Source organism: Francisella frigiditurris (genome assembly GCF_001880225.1).
GTDB classification, from domain to species: domain Bacteria; phylum Pseudomonadota; class Gammaproteobacteria; order Francisellales; family Francisellaceae; genus Francisella; species Francisella frigiditurris.
The window spans coordinates 1,751,956-1,775,276 of the sequence record NZ_CP009654.1 but is presented as its reverse complement, the minus strand read 5'-3'; the positions used below and the strand labels follow the sequence as shown (position 1 = coordinate 1,775,276).

The window sequence follows — 23,321 nt, the reverse complement described above, 5'->3', positions numbered from 1 at the left end:
ATATCTGCTATACAAGAAGGAATATAAAGTATGAATTATAACGATTTATTTTTGTTTATAAAGCTTATAAAACTAGGATCATTTACAGCTCTTGCTGAATCATTGAATACTTCGCAAGCCACTGTATCTAGAAGAATAAAGCAATTAGAGGAATCATTAGGAATAAATCTAATGAGAAGAAACTCTAGAGGACTTATTGAAATGACATCTCAAGGTAGAGAGGTTTTTGAAAGGTTTGAAGGTATAGAGCAAAATGCAAGCGATGCTTTACAAGATATTGTTAATAAAACAAAAGACGTTGAAGGAGTATTAAGAATAGCTTTACCAAAGCAATTTTTTGATAATGTTTTATTAAACAAGTTAAAACATTTTTACTTAAAATATCCAAAAGTTATATTAATCTTTTCCTATAATGGTGGAGCAATAGATTTACTAAAAGAAAATTGTGATATAGGAATTAGCTTTCATAAGCCAGTTGCTCAAAATAATACAATAAAATTGTTAATAAAAACTAAAAATAAGTTATATGTATCTAAAAAGTATATGGAAATCAATGGTATTCCCAAAACATTAGAAGAATTAAAAGATCATCGTTTGGTTGGGTTCTTAGAGAATGGGGAAATAAAAACAAAATTAATAGCCACATCTGAAAAAACACATAAAAAAGAAGAGTTTAATTTTAACCCTAGGTTCATATTAAATAATGCTTTTTGTGATGTCAAAATCGCATTTAGTGATGCTATCGTTATTAATACTTTTGATATATTTATAAACTCGAATGATGAGAATAAATTAGTACCAGTTCTTGAAGAATACCATTTTGGGGAGTCTAATTTTTATTTAATTAGAGGTTCAGGTGTAAGGAGTAAATTAGAAGATACTTTTGTCGATTTCTTAAAGGTTTGTTTATCAAAAGAAAATTAGAAAACTCTATAGTCACTCTAACTATTATAAATTTTTTATCAATGTTATAATTTATTAATTATTCTTTGAAATATGTTGATATGAAAAAAAATAATTTAATTTCTGGTATTTTGGTCGCAACAATATTTCTTTTGTCTTCTTGTGGTAAAACAAGTGTCAATTATGAAAAGTCTGATAGTGTAGATACAACTTCGATTAACTTCAGTTCGACAGATCTTCAAGCCATGACTAAGGATATGGTTGAGGATATGTTATCGTCAAAAGCTGTTGTGAGAATAACATCTATGGAAAGACCAACTTTATTCTTTAGTAATATTCGTAATGAAACAAGAGAGCATATAAATACAAATATGCTATCTAATACAGTACAAACCCAGCTTATAAAGAGCGATATGTTCCAAGTTACAGATATGGAGCAAATTAAGAATGTTAGAGAGCAGCTGGGATATCAAGCAAATAGTGGCATGGTTGATCAAAATACAGCTATAAAGCTAGGGCAGCACATTGGTGCTAGGTATATGGTTTATGGTAGCATTCAAGATATTGATAATACAAATGTAGATGGCGATAAAAGGTCTAAATTCTTTTTAGCAACATTGAAAATGATGGATTTACAAACAGGCTTAATAATCTGGCAAGATGATAAGCAAATACGAAAATCACAAACTAGATCAACATTTGGATGGTAATTCTTTAAAGATATGTAAATGGAGAGTAATATGAAAAAGAAAATTTTAACATCTTTGCTTTTAGCATCACTTTTTATGAGCACTGCATTTGCTCAAGAAACTAATGATACACAATCAGTTCAACAGCAAACTAAGTCAGACTCAAAAAATATAGAGACTGATAATGTTTCAGATTTGAATAATTCTATTAGTTCTGATGCTAAACCAGTCCAAAACCAAGATGGTAGAACTGCTGAGCAAATATTAGAAGATGTTATGGAAGCTTATATTAATGAAAATAATTTAAGAGATAAATATGCTTATGTTGGTTCAGCTGTTGGAGAAGCTTCTTTTAATCAGACTAACTCAAACTATACAGATGGTGTGCAAATAGCATTTGAAAAATCTTTAATAAAAGCACAAGCAGAATATATTTCATTTATCTCTGCAAATACAAAGGTTGATAGATCTTTAAGTATAAATAGTAATCAGGGTACAGGAGCGAATGAATTAAATACTGATTCTGATAAGCCTAAAGCTGGCACACAGGCTGCGATAGATGCTAAAACTATGGCGTTAAGTGAAGCTGAACTAGATGCAAAGCTTAAAGCAAATGGAGTTGATCCAAGTAATATTGCTTCACCAGATGAAAAGAGAAAACTTTTACTTAATCAGCAAACAACAATCCAAAGTTTAACTACTGGATTTGGAAACTTATCAGGATTATTGCCAATAAAGACTTTTGTAGTTGAAAAAGATGGTAATGCTGCAGTAGGTGTAGTGGTTATCTACTCTGATAAAATTAAAGGGATGTTTGAAGATATTAAACACGGCAATGAACCTGTAATAAAAGGTAAGGGTGGGAAGCCAACAGCAGATTTATATAAAGATAAATCTGGTGAAGATATGATGGGAGATTTTGGTATTAGAGTTGGCTTTGATGAAAATAATCAACCATATATTTTATCTTTTGGTCAAGGATCTTATACTGGAGCTAAAATCCAAGGAGTTTCAGCTTCTAGTTATGCTTATAAACAAGCAGAGATTCAAGCAAGAGCCAATATAGTAACTTTAGTTGCTGGACAAATGTCTACAAAAGAGGCTTTAACTCTATCAGAAAATATAGCGAGTACATTAGTTAAGAATAAACAGACAGATCAGTTAAGAAGAGATGATACAACTGATATAGAAAAAGCTCTTTCAACTTATTATCAAACTCATGCGCAGTTGGATTTAATAGGTTTGAAAACAGTTAAAAAATGGAGATACACATTACCAGGTACTAATAATCCAATATATGGCATAGTTATAAGATGGAATCCTGAACAAGTTAAAACAGCTAATGCTATCAAAAATTTTGATTATGATAAATATCGTAGAGAACATGCTCAAACAAGTGATAGCGGAAAAATTTCCACAAATGGTCAAGTTATCATTAGGCAAAGTGATGATAATGAGTATTTAAATCAATTCTAATTTTGAGATAAGTATTATGTTAAGAAATGTGCTTTTAGTATTTATTACATTATTGCTTGTAGCATCTTTGTCTTTAGCTAGTGATCATATATTGGTTGATGGCTTTGGAAAAACAAGACACGAAGCTATTATAAATGCTTTGATTCAAACAGTTAATAAAAATGAAAAAGCCAATGAAGCAGAAATTGAGAAAGAAATAGATAATCTAAATACTCAAATGCCAAATACTTCAGGAAGTTTAGAAATAGCTCTTACAGAAAACTTTGAAAAAGAAATTAGAAAAATAACTAAAGGCTTAATCATATCTTATACAATAGAGAATGAAATCAAACATCAAGAAGGATATGAGGTTAGATTATCTATAAATTTAGGGCAATATCAACCAGTTGATGAAAGATCTAAACTTAATATGTATAAAGTTGCAATAGTTCCATTTAACGTTAAGCAGGATGCTATAAATGCTGGTGATACAACAACTTCTGTAGTAAAAATAGGTTTAGAAGAAGCTATAAAAGCTCAATTTACTCAATCTAGAAAATTTAGAATAGTAAACCGAAATGAAGATGATGAAGCAATTTATCAGTCTGAAATACAAAAAATAAACTCTTCTACTTCAGCAGAAGATAAACTAAAACTAGGCCAGAAAATTGGAGCAGACTTTATTTTGACTGGTGATGTTTTAGCTTTAAGTATAAATGAGAAGAAGTCATCTTATTATGGGGAGAATTTCGCTAATTGGAGAGTTTCAGCCACAGTTTCTTATAGAGTGATTGAGTTAGCTACTATGGAAGTGAAATGGTCTAATACTGTTACAGTATCTCTACCATCAAGTGAAGCAAATGAATATATAGACGCAAATAATGGTTCTTTACTAGAGGTTGAAAATAGACTGTACCATAAGATAGGTAAAGAAATAGCAGATCAAGTTATCGGAGCTATTTATCCACTGTCTGTACTTTCTATTGTAGATAATAATATATACCTTAATCAAGGTGGTGAAAGAGTCAAAAAAGGAAGTATCTATACTATAAGATATGGCATAGGAAGAGTAGAAGATAGTTCTACAGGGCAACATACTGTATTGGATAGTAAGCCATCCGCTAAAATTAGAGTTATAGATGTAATGCCAAAATATTCTATAGCTGAGGTTATCGAAGGTGGAATCAATAATATACAAAAAGGTGATAGAGCATATTTATCTAACTAAATGTTTAACATGAAAAAATTATTTCTAAAATTATTTTTGTATATATATTTTTTTAGTTTTATTACTGGTTGCGCAACTCTTAGCTCTAGTCACCCTGACAAAATAAAGCCAGCTAAAGATTCTATAAGATCAGGAGTTCCGAAAAAAGAAGAGCAAAATTTAAGAAAAGTATTTTTATCAGAAAGTGTGGATTCACCAATTGGATTTCTTGAGGTTGGAAGATTTGAGCAATTTGCTGGTAGTGTTGATACATCACAAAAAAATTATAATAAAGCTACAGACTATGTAGCAAAAACTCAAACTCAAGCTTTAATTAGAGTAAGAGATATTATTTCAGGTATTCAATCAGTTGCTTTAAGTGATAAAGAAAGGCTGTACCGTATTCAAGATTATGAAATAACTTTTTTATATATCTATAGAGCATTAAACTTTTTGATTAATAAGAACATTGAAGATGCTGCTGTAAGTATAAGAAATTTATCTTATGCTCAATATGCTACTTTTGAATCAAAACAGTTAGCTCAAGATATTAAAAGAACAACAAAACAGGACATTAGAGGTGGTGAATCTCAATATATCACTAGAGATTTTGTTAATACTAAGCAGTTTAGGGATACTCAAGAGATTGCTAGTAAAGTAGTTAATTCTTATGAAAATGGTTTTGGATATTATTTGGAAGCTCTAATATACCAAGCCTATGATAATGACTTAAATAATGTGCATTTATCTATGAAAAATGCTTCTAGAATATTGCCAAATAATCCATATGTAAGTAAAGATTATGAGCAGGTAAGAAAGGCATTTTATGGTGAAGCACCTTTATATAAAGATAACCAAGGAAAATTAGTTCTTATATATGAGCAAGGGCTTGTCGAATCGATAAAAAGATTCGATTTGCCAATAATAATATTTGCAAGAATGGCAGGAGTACAAAAAATATCTCTTCCTTATTATGATAAATACGTTTTAGAACCATCTGTAGGTGTAAAAGTTTTTAAAGATAATAATTTAGTAGACTCAGATAAGACATCCTTACTCGTTGATACTACTGCTATGGCGGCTAAGTCATTAAGTGATGATTATCCGGCTATTCTTTCTCGAGAAATAGCTAGAGTTATAGCAAAAGTAACTGCTTCTGTAGCAGCAATACAGTCATCTGGTGATTACGGTGCTTTAGCAGCTGTTGCTGCAACTGCTTATTCTCAACTTACTACAGTTGCAGATCAGAGAAGCTGGTTGCTATTACCAAATAATGTCCAGTTATATAGTATAAATTTAGATCAGGGTTACTATAATATTGAAATAGATGGAAAAATAAGGAAAGTCAAAGTTCAACATGGCAAAAATTCTTTGTTATGGATTACTAAAGTCGATAAATACGATCAAGTAATGTTCAATAGTGTTTTATAGAGGTAGCTGGAATTTTACTTAGGTTCCATATATCATTATATGGTTATATTTTTTATATTCTTGGAGTTTATTTATGAGAATAGTTTCTGTGGATGATATGGCTAAGATTGTCCAAAAACATGGTTTTGATAATTTTGTAAAAGATCTTGTTCAGTATACAAAAGAAGATTTTATAAGATGGAATAAGTTTGATAAATCACCAAGGTACGCAGCGCATGTTCCTGGTGGGGTTTTAGAGCTTATGCCAACTGCAGATGATAAGCTATTTACATATAAATGTGTGAATGGACATCCTGGAAATCCATTTGATGGAAAACAAACTGTTGTAGCTACTGGACAACTTAATGAAATCAAATATGGATATCCTTTATTAATATCTGAAATGACACTTTTAACTGCTTTAAGAACAGCGGCAGCAACTATTTTAGCAACTGATTATCTGGCAAGAAAAAATAGTAAAACTTTAGCTCTAATTGGTACTGGTGCTCAAAGTGAGTTTCAAACTTTGGCACATAAACTAATAAGACCAATAGAAACTGTGAAATACTATGACACAGATCCTAAGGCAATGATTAAGTATGCTAACAATATGAAAAACTCTGGCTTAAACCTTCAACCATGTGAGAGCGCTAAAGAAGCATGTGAAGGGGCAGATATTATAGTTGTTTGTACAGCTTGTAAGCTGCACGCGATTGTTATTGAGAATGATTGGATTAAAGAAGGTGTACATATAAATGGTCTTGGTGGAGATTGTCCAGGTAAGACAGAGTTAGATATGAAAATACTATTCCGTGGTAAGGTTGTTGTAGAGTACAAAGAACAATCTATGATTGAAGGAGAGATTCAAAATCTTTCTCCACAAGAAGTAAAAGAAGTTCTCCATGCTGAAGTTTGGGAAATACTTTCAGGCAATAAGGCTGGTCGCGAAAGTGATGATGAAATTACAATCTATGATTCAGTTGGTTTTGCTATTGAAGACTTTTCAGCATTAAGGTTAGTTCTGGATTTGGCCGATAAATATAAGATTGGCAGTGATATGAATATGATCCCGCCTATTAAAGATCCTAAAAATTTATATTCAGTTCTATAATAATTTTGGAGTAATAATATGAGAAAAGTAGAAGCAATAGGAGTTTCTATTGGTAATGCTGGTCGTAAAATAGGATGTGGAAGAGCTCCTTATGTATTATTAAATCTTCTAAGAGATAGAAGAATAGACGCGCAAATTTTTAATTATATTGGTGGGCGTATTGAAGTAGATACTATGGAAAGATATTTCACTAAAGTAGCTAAGAAAATATCTAATGTATTATCCGAAAATAAATTTCCTCTAGCCTTAGGTGGCGATCATTCATGTGCTATAGGTACATGGAGTGGTGTTTATGATCATTTAAAAAAACAAGGAAATGATCTTGGTTTAATATGGGTAGATGCTCATATGGATAGTCATCGTCCAGATACATCTGAAACTGGTAATATTCATGGTATGCCGGTGGCTCACTTACTTGGTCATGGGTATCAAGAATTTACACACATATTAAATAATGAGCCAAAACTGAAGCCAGAAAATATTGTTTTCTTTGGTATACGCTCTTATGAGCCTGCAGAGGAAGAATTTTTAAATGAGCTTGGAGTAAAGGTTTATTATCAAAAAGATTTGAATAGTCAGAATTTTGAAAAACTCTTTTTAGAAGAGTTTGATCGCCTTGCAAAAGCAACAAATGGTAATGTTGGCATAAGCTTTGATTTAGATGGTTTAGATCCTGTTATGATGGATGCAGTTGGCACTCCAGTGGAAAATGGAATTCAGCCGGAAGTTTTTTATGAGACTATCTCTAAAATTGATTATGATAATTTAGTATGTTTTGAAGTAGCTGAATATAATCCAATGCTTGATAAAACTGGGCTTTCTTTAGGCTATATGGAAAAAGTCTTAAGACTTGTTGAAGGAAAAATAAAAGAGGGTTAGAAGCAATAGTTTTTATATCAGAGGGTAATAAGATATAATGATCTAACTACCTTTTAGATTTTAGTAGCTTAATGACTGATCAAAATATCCTTTTAATGACAGATAGTTATAAGCATTCACATCCTTTTCAATATCCTGAAAATACTAATTACCTTCATTTTTATATAGAAAGTAGAGGAGCGTCAGGTCCTTATCTTAAGGAGGAAACAAAGTTCTTTGGTCTTCAATATTATATTAAAAAATATTTATCTAAACCGATAACTATAGAGATGGTAAATGAAGCTAAAGAACTTTTAGCTCTGCATGGTATTCCATTTTATGAAAAAGGGTTTAGAAAGATTATAGATAAATATAATGGTTATTTACCAGTTAGGATAAGAGCTATTAAAGAGGGTATTGTTATACCTACTAAAAATGCTCTTATGACCATAGAAAGTACAGACGAAGAGCTTTTCTGGTTACCGGGATTTTTAGAAACTCTTTTGCTTAAAGTTTGGTATCCAATTACAGTAGCAACTCTTAGTTACAATATAAAAATAGAAATAGAGAAATATCTAAAAGAAACGGCAGATACTTTAGATAAATTACCCTTTATGTTACATGATTTTGGATATAGAGGTGTTTCAAGTGAAGAGTCTGCTCAGATTGGTGGAGCAGCACATCTTACTAATTTTATGGGTACAGATACATTAGCTGCTTTAAAATTTTGTAGAGATTACTATTCAGAAGAAATGGCAGGATTTTCTATACCCGCTAGTGAGCATTCTACAGTTACATGCTGGGGTCATGGGCTTGAGAATGAGAAAGAAGCTTTTGAAAATATGATAAATAAGTTTGGTGATAATAGTCTTTTATATGCTTGTGTGTCTGATAGCTGGGATTTTAAAGGAGCTATACAAACATGGACAGACTTAAGAGATAAAGTTTTATCTCAGAAGGCAAATCTTGTTATACGACCAGACTCTGGTGATGCAATTGATAATATTACTTATGCTTTAGTTGAATTAGAAAAAAGCTATGGTGTAAAAATTAATTCGAAAGGATATAAGGTTTTAAATAAAGTTGCTTTGATTCAAGGTGATGGCGTGAATCTAACTTTAGTTAAGAAAATCTTAGAAGCAATGAAAAAAATAAAGTTCTCTGCAGAAAATATAGCCTTTGGTATGGGTGGAGCATTGCTGCAAGGTAACTTTGAATCTTCTATAAATAGAGATAGTTTTAAATTTGCAATGAAATGTTCAGCTATCAGAAGAGGAAACGAAATCTTCGATGTGTATAAAAACCCAATAACAGATAGAACTAAAAAGTCTAAAAAAGGGCGTCTTGATCTTATTAAAGATGAGAATGGAGAGTATCAGACTATAGTTTTAGATGAGAGTTTTAAAGTTGGTCAATATCATCCCAAAAGTGAATTTGTAACATATTATGAAAATGGTCAACTATTGTTTGAACAAAGCTTAAAAGATATAAGACGCAGAAGTTAATTTTGGTAATTAAATTACAGGAAGGTAGGTATGGGTTTAATAAAAGATTGGTCTTTTTTTTGGGATAATAGAGAGAAGTTTAGATTAGGTCATTTGACCACAGAGAAACCTAATCCTAAAACCATTGGATTAGCTGAAAAATCTCAGATAGATCTTGAGCTAGCTATAGAAATGATTCGATCAGTTGATATAGATGTTATTGAAAAACTTAAAGAATATTCTAAAGAGTTTGAGTTATTAAAATCCGATATTTCTAAAGCATTAATTACTAATAAGGTTTTTATATCTGGATGTGGTGCAACAGGAAGACTAGCACTTTTATTAGAAAGTCTTTGGAAAAGATATGCACCAGCAAACCTGAAAGATAAAGTTATAGGATTTATGGCGGGAGGTGATGCTGCCTTAGTTAAATCAGTTGAGGGTTTTGAAGATCATCCTGAGTATGCTACTAGACATGTGAAAGAGCTTGGATTTTCTGAGAATGATTTAATGGTTGGGGTTACAGAGGGAGGGGAAACTCCTTTTGTACTGTCAACAGTTGAATATGCAAAAGCTAATTCTAAAGTTGAGCCTTGGCTTATTTATTGTAATTCAGATGAATCTTTGAAATCAGTTAAAAGATCAGATGATTTGATAACTTCCGATGATGTAAAGAGTCTAAGCTTAACTATAGAGTCGATGGCTTTAGCAGGTAGTACTAGAATGCAAGCAACAACTGTACAAACATTGTTTGTTGGTTTAGCGTTATTTGCACAATTTGAAAAAATTGATTTCTTAAAAGAGTTAGATGCTCTTTTAGACGGAGTGAAGTCTATAAATGCTAGTGATGTTAAAGATTTTACTACATTTGAATCTGAGTGTTATAGGAATGGTGGTTTTACAACTTACATAACAGATGATGAGTTAGGTTTAACAATACTTACAGATACAACAGAAAGAGCGCCGACTTTTAGTGTTACACCATTTGAAAATATTAATAATAAAGAAGATAAAACAAGCTATTGTTATTTATCGATAAAAGACTCTAATACTAATACATGGTCAAAAATTTTAAATCATAAACCTAGAACACTAGAGTGGGATTTCTCAATAGCAGATACAGGAATTGAGAGATTAGAAGGTTTTAATATTTCAGCTCAAGCTGTTAAAAGAAGATCTAGCTTAAATAATCATAAAGTAGTTGAAGTTATTAAAAATGAAAATGGTTATACAGTTATTTATGACGATAAAAGTTTTTCTATAAGACATAAAAAAATGTCTGAGGTTACATCTCAAGTTTTATTAAAAATTTTACTAAATACTCATTCAACTTTATTAATGGGTAGATTAGGTAGATATACAAGTAATATTATGACTTATGTATCTCCAGCAAATAATAAGCTTATAGATAGAAGCACTAGATATGTAGAGTATTTATTAGAGCAAACAGGGCATCCTAAAGTGGAGTATGATGATTTAGTCCAGAAGCTATATGAGATATCAAAAAACTTAACAAAAACAGACTCAATAGTAATGGAAACCTATAATCAGATAATAACCAAGGAAGCCTAATGATAGTAAATAAATATCAGAAGTTAGTTCTAGGCCTTATTGTTTTAACAGGGCTTTGTTCTGGTTTTGATATAGGAGTCATTTCAGGAACACTACCTTTAATAGAACAAGAGTTAATGTTGAGTCCTTTGCAACTTTCACAAATTGCGGGAGTAGTATTTTTTGGTGCATTAATATCTAAGTTTATCTCAGGCTTTTTAATGGATTTATTTGGTAGAAGGAATACTATTTCTTTAGGGTCATTTTTATTTGCAATATCCATAGTATTGATGATCTTGTCACAAAGCTATATGTCTTTATTATTATCTAGATTATTTCAGGGTATATCCGTAGGTTTTCTACTTACAGTAATACCTATATATATAGCAGAGGCTAGTTTTGTTAATTTTAGAGGAAGAGCTACAGGGATATTTCAGCTATCATTAGCTAGTGGGATATTTATTGCAAATTTATTAGCAAGTTTGTTGGCAGCTAACTATGGTTGGCGTTTAATATTTGCTTTTGCAATACCTTTAGCTATTTCGTTGCTATTTGTAAGCTTTATAGCGCCATTTTCACCAGCATGGCTTTATTCTAAAGGTAAAACTGCTTTAGCAGATGAAACTAATAAAAGACTTTTTGCAGACTCACAACCGTCATCTTCGATAAGAGAGAAGATAAGGTTTGTAGACTTTATAGCTGCGTTAAGAAATAAGACCTACTTTTTTCAATTAATTTTAATAAGCTTCTTAACAGTACTAAATGGTTTTGTAGGAATTAATTTATTTATAAGCTATGGTCCAACAATATTTGGACAAGTTCTCCCTAATCTAAAAATTCACGCAAGTGACTATGGTTCAGCTTTGACACTTGTGAATCTATTAGCAACAGTAGTGGGTATCTTCTTTGTAGATAGAGTAGGACGTAGGAAATTAGCTATATCAGGTTTGTTAATTGCTTTTGTATTTACTATTCTCACTATTATTGCATTACAGTGTGATCTAAAAATTATAGCTCTTATAGGTATAATTATAGTTGTATTTGGTGGAGCGGTTGGTCCAGCTGTATGTATTTGGTTGATTCTTTCAGAAGTTTTACCTATACATCTAAGAGGCATGGGTATTTCTATAGCATTGGTTTCTAAAGCGCTATTAGAAAGTATATTTATTTCTAGTTTCTTAGAGTTAGTAAATACTTATGGTTATCCACTAATCTTCTCATTTATGGCAGGTTGTATGTTGCTATTTGCAGTATTGGTTTATAAGTTTTTACCAGAAATGGCAAATAAAGAATTAAAATAAGAAATAAATTGTTCTAAATATTTAGTTTTTCATACTTTGTGAAATAAGATCATCAAGATTATAACTAGCTATATCTTTTGCTTTAGCGTGTTGTTCTTCTAGAAGAGCAAAATCAGCATCGGCATAAGCACATAACTCATGGTTCTGATTATATATATCAACTTTCATCCATACAGTTGTTCGGCTTTTACGGATAAGTGTAGTTTTAAAAATATATGCTAACTTACTATAAGCAGGCTTTAAATATTTCACATTTAGATTGCGTGTTACACAAAAAGATTTTGCAGCCATTAGAACGTGCTTGCCTAATATATCGTCACATATCAGTGCTATGATGCCACCATGAATGACATTTTCCCAACCAACATGGTGTGGCAAGCATTTAAACTTCGTATATAGATGATTGCTAATGTGATATAGAGGTAATTGCAAACCAATAGGATTTTTATCTTTAGAGCTAAAGCAGGTATAGTTCCAGTGAAAATCTATAGGTTTGTAGTCATCTAGATTTATCATAATAATAAATACCTTATTTAAATTAGTAACAAGCTTCAATAATTCCAGCTGCACCCATACCTGTACCAATACACATTGTGATCATGCCATATTTTTTACCAGTGCGACGTAAGCCATGAAGAGCTTTTACAGTTAATATTGTACCAGTTGCTCCAAGAGGGTGTCCAAGAGCAATAGCTCCACCACAAGGGTTAACTTTTTTCTCATCAAGCTCTAGGTCATTAATCACAGCTATTGACTGAGCAGCAAAAGCTTCATTAAGCTCAATCCAATCTATATCATTCATAGTTAAATTAGTCTGCTTAAGTACTTTTGGAATAGCTTTTACTGGACCAATACCCATAATGCGAGGTGGTACTCCAGCAACAGCAAATCCTAAAAATTTACCAAGTGGTTGTAGATTATGTTTTTTTAGATATGATTCACTAACTAAAACTACAGCTCCAGCACCATCAGAAACTTGAGAACTATTCCCAGCAGTAACAGAGCCTTTAGCAGCAAAAGCTGGTTTTAGTTTAGCTAAAGCCTCTATAGATGTATCCTTACGAGCACCTTCATCAATAGCAATAATTTTTTTATGATCAACTATTCCACCAGTTTCTTCATCAGGTTTACGATGACTTACATCTATAGGTAAGATCTCATTATCAAAATAACCATTTTCGATAGCAGTAACTGCTTTTTGATGACTCTTAAGTGCAAAAGCATCCTGCTCTTCACGAGAAACATTCCAGTCTTTTGCCACATTTTCAGCTGTAATACCCATACCGTAAGCAATAGCAACATGCTCATCGTTAGCAAAAACTTCCCTACTGAAAGAGATATTATTACCACCAAATGGAATCATACTCATACTCTCTACTCCTGCTCCAATTGCTACATCAATATTTCCTTGAGCAATTTCATTTGCAGCAATAGCGATAGACTGTAAACCTGAACTACAATAACGATTTATTGTAAATGCTGGTATAGAATCAGGTAAGCCTGCTAGTAGTGTTGAGATTCTAGCGACGTTCATACCTTGCTCAGCTTCAGGCATGGCACAACCAACTACTATGTCATCTATATCTTCTGGATTAATACCTGATTCTTCAACAGTCATTCTTAAGACATCAGCTAATAGATCATCTGGGCGTTTTTTTGCAAACCCACCTTTTTTACCTTTTGTAACAGGGGAGCGTTTTGCTGCTACTATATAAACATTTTCACTCATGTGAATTACTCCTTAAAATTAGTTTCTTAACGGCTTACCTGTTTCTAACATATATTGCATACGAGCAGCACTTTTTTCTGATGATGCTAACTCAATAAAGTTTTCTAACTCTTTTTCTAGCAGCCAATCTTCAGAAACCATAGTATCTTTTTCAATTTCTCCTCCGCACATAGCATCTACAAGATTAGAGGCTATGTTATAATCGTGGTCTGAGATTTGATTACCTTCTTTCATATTTATTAGTAAGGCTTTAACTGTAGCAATACCAGTTTCACCAAATACTTTGATCTTTTGTTTTAAAGGTGGCTGATATTCTGAGAATGCCATAAGTTGAGCTTTTTTAAGTGCAACAGCTAAGATTTCTTTTGTATTCATAACAATGATATCGCTCTCACGCAAGAAACCCATTTCTTTTGCTTCATAAGCACTTGTAGCAACCTGTGCCATAGCTAAATTTTTGTAGCGTTTTTCAAAATCTTTCCATGGATCTTGAGCTTCACTGGCACGTTTTGCCATTTCTTTTGAACCACCCCAGCCTGGTATAATTCCTACCCCAGCTTCAACTAATCCGATATAGCTTTCATAAGCAGCAACAGCAGCATCGCAGTGAAGAATAGTTTCACATCCACCACCAAAAGCGAAGCCTTTAACAGCAGCAACAGTAGGGATTTTACTATAGCGTAATTTTTGTGTGATTATTTGGTGTCCTTTACGAATGACTTCTTCGATAGCAGTTTTACCATTCATGGTAAATTTAATACCAAATTCTTCTAAGTTTGCTCCGACAGAGAATACATCTTGCTCTTGCCAAATAACCATTGCTTGACACTTCTCTTCAGCGATATCGATAGCTTGAGAAATTCCATCAAGAACATCATCACCAATTGAGCACATTTTACTTTTAAATGATAATATCCCAATGCCTTTATATTCATCAACTTGCCATAATCTAACACCATCATTCTCAAATAGAGTTTCGGTAGTTATATTGTTATGTTCACCAATAACCATTTCTGGGAATAGTTGACGTTTATAAACAGGTAGACTCTCACGAGATACTAATTTTTTATCAGAGTAACTAAATTGTTTATTATCTGCATATACCCCATTTTCTAGAGTATAAACCCATTCAGGAAGAGGTTGTTTTGATAAAGTCTTACCAGATGCAATTTCTTCTTTCAGCCAACTAGCTACTTTATGCCAACCAGCTTGTTGCCAAATTTCGAAAATACCTTCTTTCCATCCAAACCCCCAACGAATAGCCATATCCATATCTCTTGGAAAATTAGAAATATCACCAACTAAGACAGCAGCATAGTGGAACATCTCTCTGAAACATACCCATAAAAAACGAGCTTGTTGATTTTCGCTATTACGTAATGCCTCAAGTTTTTTGCCCCAATCTTTTTCAGATAGGATTTCTAAGACTTCTTTATCAGCTTTTTTCTCAGAAGGGCGATATTTGTTTGTTTTTAGATCTAACACTTTGATACCGTCTTTCTCTTTAATATATAGACCTTTTTTAGTTTTTTGCCCTAAAGAGCCTTCTTTTATTAGGTCATCAATCCATTGAGGCAGTTGGTAAACATGCTCCCAACCATCTTTTAGATTTGTTTTCATAGTATCAACAACATGAGAAAGTACGTCTAATCCAACAACATCTGCAGTACGATATGTTGCACTTTTTGCACGTCCAAGTTTTTTACCAGTTAAACCATCTACAATCTCAAGAGGAATTCCCATATCTTCTGTGTAGTAACAAGTTATTAACATGGAAAATACGCCTAATCTGTTTGCGATAAAGTTAGGAGTATCTTTTGTACGGATTATACTTTTGCCAAGTTTTGCGGTTAAGAAAGTTTCTAATTTATCCAATATCTCAGTTTTTGTATTAGTATGAGGTATTAGTTCTACTAAAGGCATGTATCTTGGAGGGTTAAAAAAGTGCGCTCCACAGAATTGACTTTGTAAATTCTCAGGAAGATAGTCTGCTAAAGTTTTAATACTTAAACCTGATGTGTTAGTAGTTAAAATAGTATTTGGATCTATGTAATTAGCAATTTTTGTATATAAGCTTTTTTTGATATCCAAACGTTCTGCAACCGCTTCAACAATCAAATCACAGTCTTTTAGAAGCTCTAGATGATCATCATAGTTTGCAGGAGTTATATAGTTGATTGAATCTTTTGATCCAAAAGGAGCTGGTTTAAGTTTTTTTAACTTTTCTAGAGCACCTTCAGCAATAGCATTTGATGATTTATCTTCAGATTTTAAATCAAATAGAATTACAGGAAATCTGGCATTAGCAAAGTGTGCAGCTATTTGAGATCCCATAACACCAGCACCTAATACAGCAACTTTATCAATAGCTTTACGCTTTGAATTTTTTGTAACTTCTTTAGTTGAATGCTTTAGTGTATTAGAAGATGAAGAGGATTCTTCTTTTGATGAACTATCATCTTCTGGAAGATATTCAGGGCCAAAAACTCTTAAATATCCTCTCATAGCATCTTCTTTACTCATTCCTTTAATAGCATCCCATGCCATCCATTTAGCACGTTCAACCATTTTTAATACAGAAGGGCATTTACCTTGAACATCACCTTCCATTACTTGCTTATAGAAAGCGTATAGTTTTAATTTTTGGCTATTATCTGGCTTAAAGTCAATCGTTGCATCACGGACTGCTTCAAGCATTTCATTAAATTTTTGTTCTAACTTTGACATTGCTCTCTCCTAATTAGCTTTATTTTTCTGCCATTCTGGATGGGCATTTTTCGGTCCAAGGGCATAGTCATCAAACTCATCTGTTTGAATAACTTCATTAACTTTTCTTAGCATTTCTTTGACTTTAACTGATTCTTCAGTGGAGATAATATTTTGTTCGACTGCTTGATCAACTAATGATGACCAATTTGCTTTTGGTAGCTTATTATTTTTAATTGCTTCTATAATTTTATGTTTGATTGAATTTGCTTCTAAGGCTGTTAAATAAGCATTTTCTACACGACCAACAGGATCATTATCATCATTAGGGATGTAGCACTTAGTTTTCATCCAATTTCTAGTAGAGCCATTTGTTACAAGCTCTTTACAGATTTTAGCCTCAAGTTCATCAGAAGGTTTTCTGAATTTCTTACCGTATGGAAATACAAAAAGCTTCATTTTTAATGCTAAAAGTCTATTTGGGAAATTTCTAAATAGATCTAGCATGGCTTGTTGAGCATTATATAAACAGTACTGTAAACTCCATTGCACAAATAGATCGTCACTTTCAGGTTCGCCAGAATCTTTATAGTATTTCAGCACTGCACAAGCCATATATAAGTAACTCATAACATCACCTAAGCGAGCAGAAAGCCTTTCTTTTCGCTTAAGACCACCACCTAGCACAACTAATGATAAATCATTGATATATGAAAAAGCAGTACTCATATGAGTTATATATTTGTAGTAACGGTTAAATTTACTTTTGTATCCTGTAGCTGTAATGCCCCCAGTTAAACCATACCAAAGTGTACGACCACCATTACTAAACATATAAGTAATATGTTTTTTCATTAGGTCATTAAAAGCTTTTTTTCCTTCTTCTTCATTTGGATTCATCAAGCTTTCAGCTTCAGAACGAATATATGGATGACAGCGCATTGCACCTTGACCGAAAATCATGAGATTACGAGTCATGATGTTTGCACCTTCCACAGTAATTCCGATAGGTGTTGCCATATATGGAATCGCGAGGTAATTATTTTTACCCATGATAATTGCACGACCGCCATGAATGTCCATAGCATTGTTTATTGTTACTCTTCCCATTTCAGTTAGATGATATTTAGAAATAGCAGATGCTACAGATGGACGAATCCCTCCATCGATGGCACTTACGGTAAATTCACGAGTTGCATTTGCAAGGTAAGCGAATCCTCCTATTTCTGCTAGCTTTTCTTGAACACCTTCAAATTGGGCGATAGGAACTTTAAACTGTTCTCTAACACTACTATAAGCAGAAGTGATCACAGCCGACATAAGTGTATTAGCTGTACCACATGCAGGTAGTGAAATAGCACGTCCAATAGATAAACATTCAACTAACATTCGCCAGCCTTCGCCAGCCATTTTTTGTCCACCAATAATCCAGTCTATAGGAATGAAAGCTTCTTTAGCCTTGATATAACCATTCATGAAGGCTTGCCCTAATGGAAAACCGCGTTTCCCAATTTCTAAACCTTTATGATCATGAGGTAATAGCGCACATGTTATACCTTCTTCACCAACACCATTTAATAATCCTTCAGGATCTTGTAGCTGAAAAGCTAGTCCAACTAAAGTTGCTACCGGAGCAAGTGTTATATATCTTTTATTAATATTTTCTAAACGTATGCCTAGAACTTCTTTTCCATTATGTTCACCATAGCAAACAATTCCTCTATCAGGAAGTGAGGTTGCATCAGATCCTGCAGTTGGGCCAGTTAAAGCAAAACAAGGAATTTCTTCACCAGATGCTAAACGAGGTAGATAATGATCTTTTTGTTCATCAGTACCGTAGTGATGTAATAATTCACCAGGCCCTAAAGAGTTTGGAACCATGACAGTAATTGCAGCGGTAACACTCTTAGTAGCTACTTTCATTACAATCTCAGAATGTGCTGCCGCTGAAAAACCTTTTCCACCATGTTCTTTACGAGTTATAAGGCCGAAAAACCCTTTCTCTCTTATGAAATTCCAAGTTTCTTCTGTTAGATCTTTATCTTCATAGTTAATTTTCCAATCATCTAACATGTTGCATAACTCAACTACTTCATTATCTAGGAAAGATTTTTCCTCATCAGATAATACAAATTTCTGTAAGCTATGTAATTTGTTAAAGTCAGGTTTTCCTTGAAATATTTCTTGCTCAAACCAGCAGTCGCCAGCATTTAACGCAGTCTGCTCAGTTTTAGAAATAGGAGGAATTGATTTTTTACTCATTTTGTAGATTTTGTTGAACATTTTTTCTCCTCAAATAGAAATAAACGTAAAATTAAAAATTCTTACTGATAGTTTTCAGTATACTCCTTCTGTAATGATTTAATACTTATTTTCCCAACTGTATCCTTAGGAAGAGTATCTTTAAAAATCACTTTTTTTGGTATTTTGTAATGTGCTAATTTAGAGGTACAGTAAGCTTGTATTTCTTTACTAGTTATCTTTTGGCCTTCTTTTAATACGATAAAAGCCACAGGCATTTCACCAGTTTCTGATGAGGGAGCTCCTATAACAGCAGCTTCCTCTATTTCTTCTTTATCAAGTAGGGCAAGTTCAATCTCTTTAGGAAAAACATTAAACCCAGAAACAATAATCATATGTTTAATTCTTCCAGATATAACTAGTCTTCCTTCTTCATCAATATATCCAACGTCACCAGTTTTTAACCAACCGTCATCTGTGAAATGTTCTTTATTTATTTTCGGAAGACACCAGAATCCTGGAGATTTTTGAGGTCCTGTTACCCAAATTTCTCCAACCTCTCCTTGTGACAAATCATTTCCGTCAGTATCTCGTATTGAAACATCAGTGTTAGGTAAAGGGAAGCCAACTGATCCATTAAATGGGGCATCATTATCTAAAGTATTAACACTAACTACAGGAGACATTTCAGATAACCCGTAACCTTCTCTGATACTGACACCTGTGACTTCTTTCCACTTATCTGCAATAGACTTCATAGTTGGCATACCACCACTTATAGAAAGTTGAAAGTTAGGGAATTTACTTTTTATAAACTTTTTGTTGTTAAGTAGAGCAATGTATAAAGTATTCACTCCAAAGATTGTACTAAAGTTATATTTTCTCATCTCGCTAACTAGAGAAGATATATTTTTAGGGTTTGGAATCAGAATTTGTAAAGCTCCGGAAAAGTAAAATAGGAATAAGTTGGCTGTCAAACTGAATATATGATAAATAGGTAGAGCATTTATAACTATTTGTTTACTTACATCAACATCAAATCCATCTGTCCAAGCCTTGATTTGATAGACATTGGCAACAATGTTTCTATGTAACAAAATTGTGCCTTTAGGGGTACCAGTTGTACCGCTAGAATATTGTAGGGCTACCATATCATCTGGTGATATTGTGATATTACTATAATCTGGAGTGTGTTTAGATTCCAAAGCCTCACTAAAACTATCAAACCTTTCTTTTGAAAACTGATCTTTCATTTGCTTAAAATATTTAGCAACAAAAGAGACTATTTGTTTTCTAGGGGTCGAATATAAATCAACAATATTTGCTGTCATCATATGCTTAAGATCTTCGCATTCATGAGCTATAGCTTCTACATTATGTGCCAAGAAAGAAAGGACGATTATACCTTTAGCTTTTGAGTCTGTTAGAATGCCTTTAACTTCACAACTAGTATACAAAGGGTTTATATTTACAAATACACAGCCTAGTTTTATGAGCGCAAAGATGATGATAGGGAACTGTAAAATATTTGGTAACATAATGGCAATATGATCGCCTTTTTTAACGTCCCATTTCTGTTGCAGATATCCGGCAAAGGTATCAGAGAGCTCATCTATTTCCTTGAAGGTAAGCTTCTGCCCCTGACATATTAAAGCATCATGAGAAGCAAAATCTTCAGTAGCTGACTTTAGCATATCTTTTAGAGTAATATTTGGAATATCTATATTTGTTGAAATTTGTGAAGGGTAGTTTTTACTCCAAAGTTTATGTGACATAAACTCTCCTATTTGTTGGTTAGCGGATTTTTACCTTAACTTATGATTTTTATAATTTTGAAATCATCCATAAAAACACTTATTTCCTTAACTTTATTATAGTGAACATTATAGAGCCTTCAAATGTTTTTAGGTTAAATTGTGAAAAAACATTAAATAAGTATTAATTTTTAAGGGTGTGAATTAGTGTTTTTATTGGACTTTATAAAGTTATATTTCTTTGTTAGTTTATTTATAATGTATATATTATTAGGTAGAAAATTATTTCTATGAAAATTTATCATAATCCAAAGTGTTCAAAATCTCGTCAAGCTAAGCAAGCCTTAGATGAAAGTAATATAAATTATGACGTACGTTTGTATCTAGAAGATCCTTTGAAAGAAGAGGAGTTAAAAAAACTACTGATAAAGCTAGATTTATCTATAAAGGATATTATTCGTACTAAAGAAGATATTTGGAAAGAAAATTTTAAAGATAAAAACTATACTCAAGAAGAGCTTATAAAAATAGTAGCCGATAATCCAAAATTATTAGAAAGACCAATTATTGAGCATAGCAATAAAGCTGTGGTTGCAAGGTCAGATGATAAAATCGCTGAAATATTAAATACTTACTAGTTTTATGGTAGTATTTTGTTAGTAAAATATTTTTCAATTATCCTTTAACAGTCAAGGAGATGTTTATATGTCTAAAATTTTTTATACAATAACTGATGAAGCTCCAGCGTTAGCAACAGGCTCATTTCTAACTGTGGTTGAAGCATTTGCAAAAACTGCTGATATTAATGTCGAAACAAAAGATATATCTTTAGCAGCTAGAATATTGGCTACTTTTTCTGATTATTTAACAGAAGAGCAAAAATGTTCAGATGATTTAGCAATCTTGGGAGAGTTGGCAAAAACTCCCGATGTTAATATTATAAAACTTCCAAATATTAGTGCTTCAGTACCACAACTTACAGCTGCTATTGCTGAACTACAAGCTAAAGGTTACAAAATCCCTAACTATCCAGCAGAAGCAAAAAATGATGAAGAAAAAGGAATAAAAGCGCGTTATGCAAAGATTTTAGGTAGTGCAGTTAATCCAGTTTTAAGAGAAGGTAACTCTGATCGCCGTGTTGCAGCACCTGTAAAAGCTTATGCAGAGAAACATCCTCACTCTATGGGAGAATGGTCAAAAGATTCAAAATCTCATGTAGCTAGTATGTCTAGTGATGATTTTTATGCGAATGAGAAATCATATATAGTTCCTAAGACAACAACAGTGAGAATAGTTCATACTTGTCCAAAAGGTAAAGAAACTGTATTAAAAGCTGGTTTGGCGTTAGAAGAAAAAGAAATTATTGATGCTACTAAAATTTCTGTAAAAGCATTAAGAGAGTTTTATAAAACTGAAATAGAAAAAGCTAAAAAAGAGGGAACTCTACTTTCATTGCATTTAAAAGCAACAATGATGAAAATTTCTGATCCAATATTGTTTGGTCATGCAGTAGAGATTTTCTTTGAAGATGTATTTAAAAAATATGCAAAAGAATTTAAACAGCTTGGCGTTAATCCTCGTAATGGATGGGGCGATGCGGTTGAAAAAATAAAGCAATTGCCTAAAGCTACTCAAGATAAAATAAATGCAGATATTGAAAAGGTTTTTGCTAAGCAACCTGATATCGCTATGGTTAATTCTGATAAAGGCATTACTAACTTAAATGTTCCTAGTGATGTGATTATTGATGCATCTATGCCTGCAGCGATTAGATCTTCAGGAAAGATGTGGAATAAAGATGGCGAACTTCAAGATATGAAGGCTATGATTCCAGATAGATGCTATGCTGGAGTATATGCTGCAACTATTGATTTTTGTAAAGAAAATGGTGCTTTTGATGTGGCTACTATGGGAGATGTTTCAAACGTCGGCTTAATGGCTAAAAAAGCTGAAGAATATGGTTCGCATGATAAAACATTTGAAATAGAATCTGATGGAAAAGTACAAGTTATAGATTCAGATAATAATATTATTCTTGAACACGACGTTGAAAAAGGTGATGTTTGGAGAGCATGTCAGACTAAAGATGTAGCAGTAAAAGATTGGGTTAAATTAGCTGTTAATAGAGCTAGAATTACTCAAAATCCTGCTATATTCTGGCTAGATTCAAAAAGGGCGCATGATAGAAATTTAATAGCAAAAGTACATGAGTATTTAACTCTACATGATACAACAGGCTTAATTATTGAAATACTGTCTCCGATTGAAGCTACTAAATATTCTTTAAAAAGAGTAAAAGCTGGTAAAAATACAATTTCAGTAACAGGTAACGTTTTGAGGGATTATTTAACAGATCTTTTCCCTATATTAGAGCTTGGGACAAGTGCAAAAATGCTTTCTATAGTTCCTTTACTTGCTGGTGGCGGACTTTTTGAAACAGGTGCTGGTGGTTCAGCGCCTAAGCATGTTGAACAACTCCTAACTGAGAATCATTTAAGATGGGATTCTTTAGGAGAGTTTTTAGCATTAGGAGCATCATTAGATGATTTAGCTATTAAAACTAGAGATAAGAAGATTAAAGTATTAGCAGAGACTTTAGATAAAGCTAATGGAGAATTTTTAGACAAGGATAAATCTCCCCTTCGTAAAGCTGGTGAACTTGATACTAGAGGTAGTCATTTCTATTTAACTTTATATTGGGCGAAAGCTTTAGCAAATCAAAGTGATGATCAAGAATTAAAAACTAAATTTTCTCCTATTTATAAAGAGCTTGCGGCTAACGAAGAAAAAATAGTTAATGAGTTAAATGGCGTTCAAGGTAAGTCTGTTGATATTGGTGGATATTACTATCCCTCTAAGGAGCTTGTAGCAAAAGTAATGCGTCCTAGTAAAACTTTAAATACTATTTTGGCTAAAATATAA

The 23,321-nt window shown here is 32.6% G+C and carries 17 protein-coding genes; 12 read left to right on the top strand and 5 right to left on the bottom strand.

All coding sequences use genetic code 11. The annotated features are described in order from the left end of the window. Window positions 1–30 precede the first annotated feature (30 nt). The 10 genes from KX01_RS08835 (at window position 31) to KX01_RS08790 (ending at window position 11,969) form a co-directional block, all read left to right on the top strand. Entirely contained in the window at window positions 31–924 is an 894-nt protein-coding gene (locus tag KX01_RS08835) for a LysR family transcriptional regulator (protein ID WP_071664635.1), read from the top strand. 80 nt (window positions 925–1,004) lie between these two features. After that, window positions 1,005–1,613: a penicillin-binding protein activator LpoB gene (gene lpoB, locus KX01_RS08830; RefSeq protein WP_071664634.1), complete on the top strand. Its 609-nt coding sequence runs from the start codon at window positions 1,005–1,007 to the stop codon at window positions 1,611–1,613. Window positions 1,614–1,643: 30 nt separating this feature from the next. Then, window positions 1,644–3,068 carry a DUF6844 domain-containing protein gene (locus KX01_RS08825; protein WP_071664801.1) on the top strand — a complete coding sequence of 475 codons (1,425 nt, stop codon included), beginning with the start codon at window positions 1,644–1,646 and terminating at the stop codon, window positions 3,066–3,068. 16 nt (window positions 3,069–3,084) lie between these two features. Then, the gene (locus tag KX01_RS08820) at window positions 3,085–4,275 is read left to right on the top strand and encodes a CsgG/HfaB family protein (protein WP_071664633.1); all 1,191 of its coding nucleotides are present in this window, start codon (window positions 3,085–3,087) and stop codon (window positions 4,273–4,275) included. A 9-nt stretch (window positions 4,276–4,284) separates the two neighbouring features. Further along, window positions 4,285–5,685, top strand: coding sequence for a hypothetical protein (locus tag KX01_RS08815; RefSeq protein ID WP_071664800.1), 1,401 nt, complete (start codon window positions 4,285–4,287; stop codon window positions 5,683–5,685). A gap of 73 nt (window positions 5,686–5,758) precedes the next feature. Then, window positions 5,759–6,775, top strand: a complete 1,017-nt coding sequence (locus KX01_RS08810) for an ornithine cyclodeaminase (RefSeq protein WP_071664632.1) — start codon at window positions 5,759–5,761, stop codon at window positions 6,773–6,775. An 18-nt stretch (window positions 6,776–6,793) separates the two neighbouring features. Further along, the gene (locus KX01_RS08805; RefSeq protein WP_071664631.1) at window positions 6,794–7,654 is read left to right on the top strand and encodes an arginase; all 861 of its coding nucleotides are present in this window, start codon (window positions 6,794–6,796) and stop codon (window positions 7,652–7,654) included. Between the two features lie 71 nt (window positions 7,655–7,725). Beyond that, complete coding sequence (locus KX01_RS08800) at window positions 7,726–9,138, top strand: nicotinate phosphoribosyltransferase (protein ID WP_071664630.1); 1,413 nt, start codon at window positions 7,726–7,728, stop codon at window positions 9,136–9,138. A gap of 30 nt (window positions 9,139–9,168) precedes the next feature. Continuing rightward, complete coding sequence (locus KX01_RS08795; RefSeq protein WP_071664629.1) at window positions 9,169–10,689, top strand: hypothetical protein; 1,521 nt, start codon at window positions 9,169–9,171, stop codon at window positions 10,687–10,689. After that, window positions 10,689–11,969: an MFS transporter gene (locus KX01_RS08790; protein WP_071664628.1), complete on the top strand. Its 1,281-nt coding sequence runs from the start codon at window positions 10,689–10,691 to the stop codon at window positions 11,967–11,969. The genes KX01_RS08795 and KX01_RS08790 overlap by 1 nt, the downstream gene beginning before the upstream one ends. Window positions 11,970–11,990: 21 nt before the next feature. On the opposite strand, the gene KX01_RS08785 is transcribed toward KX01_RS08790, so the two are convergent. From KX01_RS08785 to KX01_RS08765, 5 genes are read right to left on the bottom strand one after another with little or no spacing between them, the layout of a single operon-like run. Continuing rightward, complete coding sequence (locus KX01_RS08785) at window positions 11,991–12,485, bottom strand: PaaI family thioesterase (RefSeq protein ID WP_071664627.1); 495 nt, start codon at window positions 12,483–12,485, stop codon at window positions 11,991–11,993. Window positions 12,486–12,507: 22 nt separating this feature from the next. Further along, window positions 12,508–13,698, bottom strand: a complete 1,191-nt coding sequence (locus KX01_RS08780; RefSeq protein WP_071664626.1) for an acetyl-CoA C-acyltransferase — start codon at window positions 13,696–13,698, stop codon at window positions 12,508–12,510. Between the two features lie 18 nt (window positions 13,699–13,716). After that, a complete protein-coding gene (locus tag KX01_RS08775) occupies window positions 13,717–16,425 on the bottom strand; it encodes an acyl-CoA-binding protein (RefSeq protein WP_071664625.1) in 2,709 nt (902 codons plus the stop codon). A gap of 9 nt (window positions 16,426–16,434) precedes the next feature. Further along, window positions 16,435–18,687 (bottom strand): acyl-CoA dehydrogenase, encoded by a 2,253-nt coding sequence (locus KX01_RS08770; RefSeq protein ID WP_071664624.1) that lies wholly within the window; start codon window positions 18,685–18,687, stop codon window positions 16,435–16,437. 41 nt (window positions 18,688–18,728) lie between these two features. Continuing rightward, window positions 18,729–20,420, bottom strand: a complete 1,692-nt coding sequence (locus KX01_RS08765) for a long-chain-fatty-acid--CoA ligase (RefSeq protein ID WP_071664623.1) — start codon at window positions 20,418–20,420, stop codon at window positions 18,729–18,731. 269 nt (window positions 20,421–20,689) lie between these two features. Between KX01_RS08765 and arsC the strand changes: the two genes are divergently transcribed. After that, complete coding sequence (gene arsC / locus KX01_RS08760) at window positions 20,690–21,037, top strand: arsenate reductase (glutaredoxin) (protein ID WP_071664622.1); 348 nt, start codon at window positions 20,690–20,692, stop codon at window positions 21,035–21,037. Window positions 21,038–21,104: 67 nt separating this feature from the next. Continuing rightward, window positions 21,105–23,321, top strand: a complete 2,217-nt coding sequence (locus KX01_RS08755; RefSeq protein ID WP_071664621.1) for an NADP-dependent isocitrate dehydrogenase — start codon at window positions 21,105–21,107, stop codon at window positions 23,319–23,321.

What these genes read in the sequence shown, in the direction of transcription:
- KX01_RS08835 (WP_071664635.1), top strand. Translation starts at nt 31, where the DNA reads ATGAATTATAACGATTTATTTTTGTTTATAAAGCTTATAAAACTAGGA.
- arsC (WP_071664622.1), top strand. Translation starts at nt 20,690, where the DNA reads ATGAAAATTTATCATAATCCAAAGTGTTCAAAATCTCGTCAAGCTAAG.
- lpoB (WP_071664634.1), top strand. Translation starts at nt 1,005, where the DNA reads ATGAAAAAAAATAATTTAATTTCTGGTATTTTGGTCGCAACAATATTT.
- KX01_RS08795 (WP_071664629.1), top strand. Translation starts at nt 9,169, where the DNA reads ATGGGTTTAATAAAAGATTGGTCTTTTTTTTGGGATAATAGAGAGAAG.
- KX01_RS08800 (WP_071664630.1), top strand. Translation starts at nt 7,726, where the DNA reads ATGACTGATCAAAATATCCTTTTAATGACAGATAGTTATAAGCATTCA.
- KX01_RS08815 (WP_071664800.1), top strand. Translation starts at nt 4,285, where the DNA reads ATGAAAAAATTATTTCTAAAATTATTTTTGTATATATATTTTTTTAGT.
- KX01_RS08820 (WP_071664633.1), top strand. Translation starts at nt 3,085, where the DNA reads ATGTTAAGAAATGTGCTTTTAGTATTTATTACATTATTGCTTGTAGCA.
- KX01_RS08825 (WP_071664801.1), top strand. Translation starts at nt 1,644, where the DNA reads ATGAAAAAGAAAATTTTAACATCTTTGCTTTTAGCATCACTTTTTATG.
- KX01_RS08755 (WP_071664621.1), top strand. Translation starts at nt 21,105, where the DNA reads ATGTCTAAAATTTTTTATACAATAACTGATGAAGCTCCAGCGTTAGCA.
- KX01_RS08805 (WP_071664631.1), top strand. Translation starts at nt 6,794, where the DNA reads ATGAGAAAAGTAGAAGCAATAGGAGTTTCTATTGGTAATGCTGGTCGT.
- KX01_RS08770 (WP_071664624.1), bottom strand. Translation starts at nt 18,687, where the DNA reads ATGTTCAACAAAATCTACAAAATGAGTAAAAAATCAATTCCTCCTATT.
- KX01_RS08765 (WP_071664623.1), bottom strand. Translation starts at nt 20,420, where the DNA reads ATGTCACATAAACTTTGGAGTAAAAACTACCCTTCACAAATTTCAACA.
- KX01_RS08790 (WP_071664628.1), top strand. Translation starts at nt 10,689, where the DNA reads ATGATAGTAAATAAATATCAGAAGTTAGTTCTAGGCCTTATTGTTTTA.
- KX01_RS08775 (WP_071664625.1), bottom strand. Translation starts at nt 16,425, where the DNA reads ATGTCAAAGTTAGAACAAAAATTTAATGAAATGCTTGAAGCAGTCCGT.
- KX01_RS08810 (WP_071664632.1), top strand. Translation starts at nt 5,759, where the DNA reads ATGAGAATAGTTTCTGTGGATGATATGGCTAAGATTGTCCAAAAACAT.
- KX01_RS08780 (WP_071664626.1), bottom strand. Translation starts at nt 13,698, where the DNA reads ATGAGTGAAAATGTTTATATAGTAGCAGCAAAACGCTCCCCTGTTACA.
- KX01_RS08785 (WP_071664627.1), bottom strand. Translation starts at nt 12,485, where the DNA reads ATGATAAATCTAGATGACTACAAACCTATAGATTTTCACTGGAACTAT.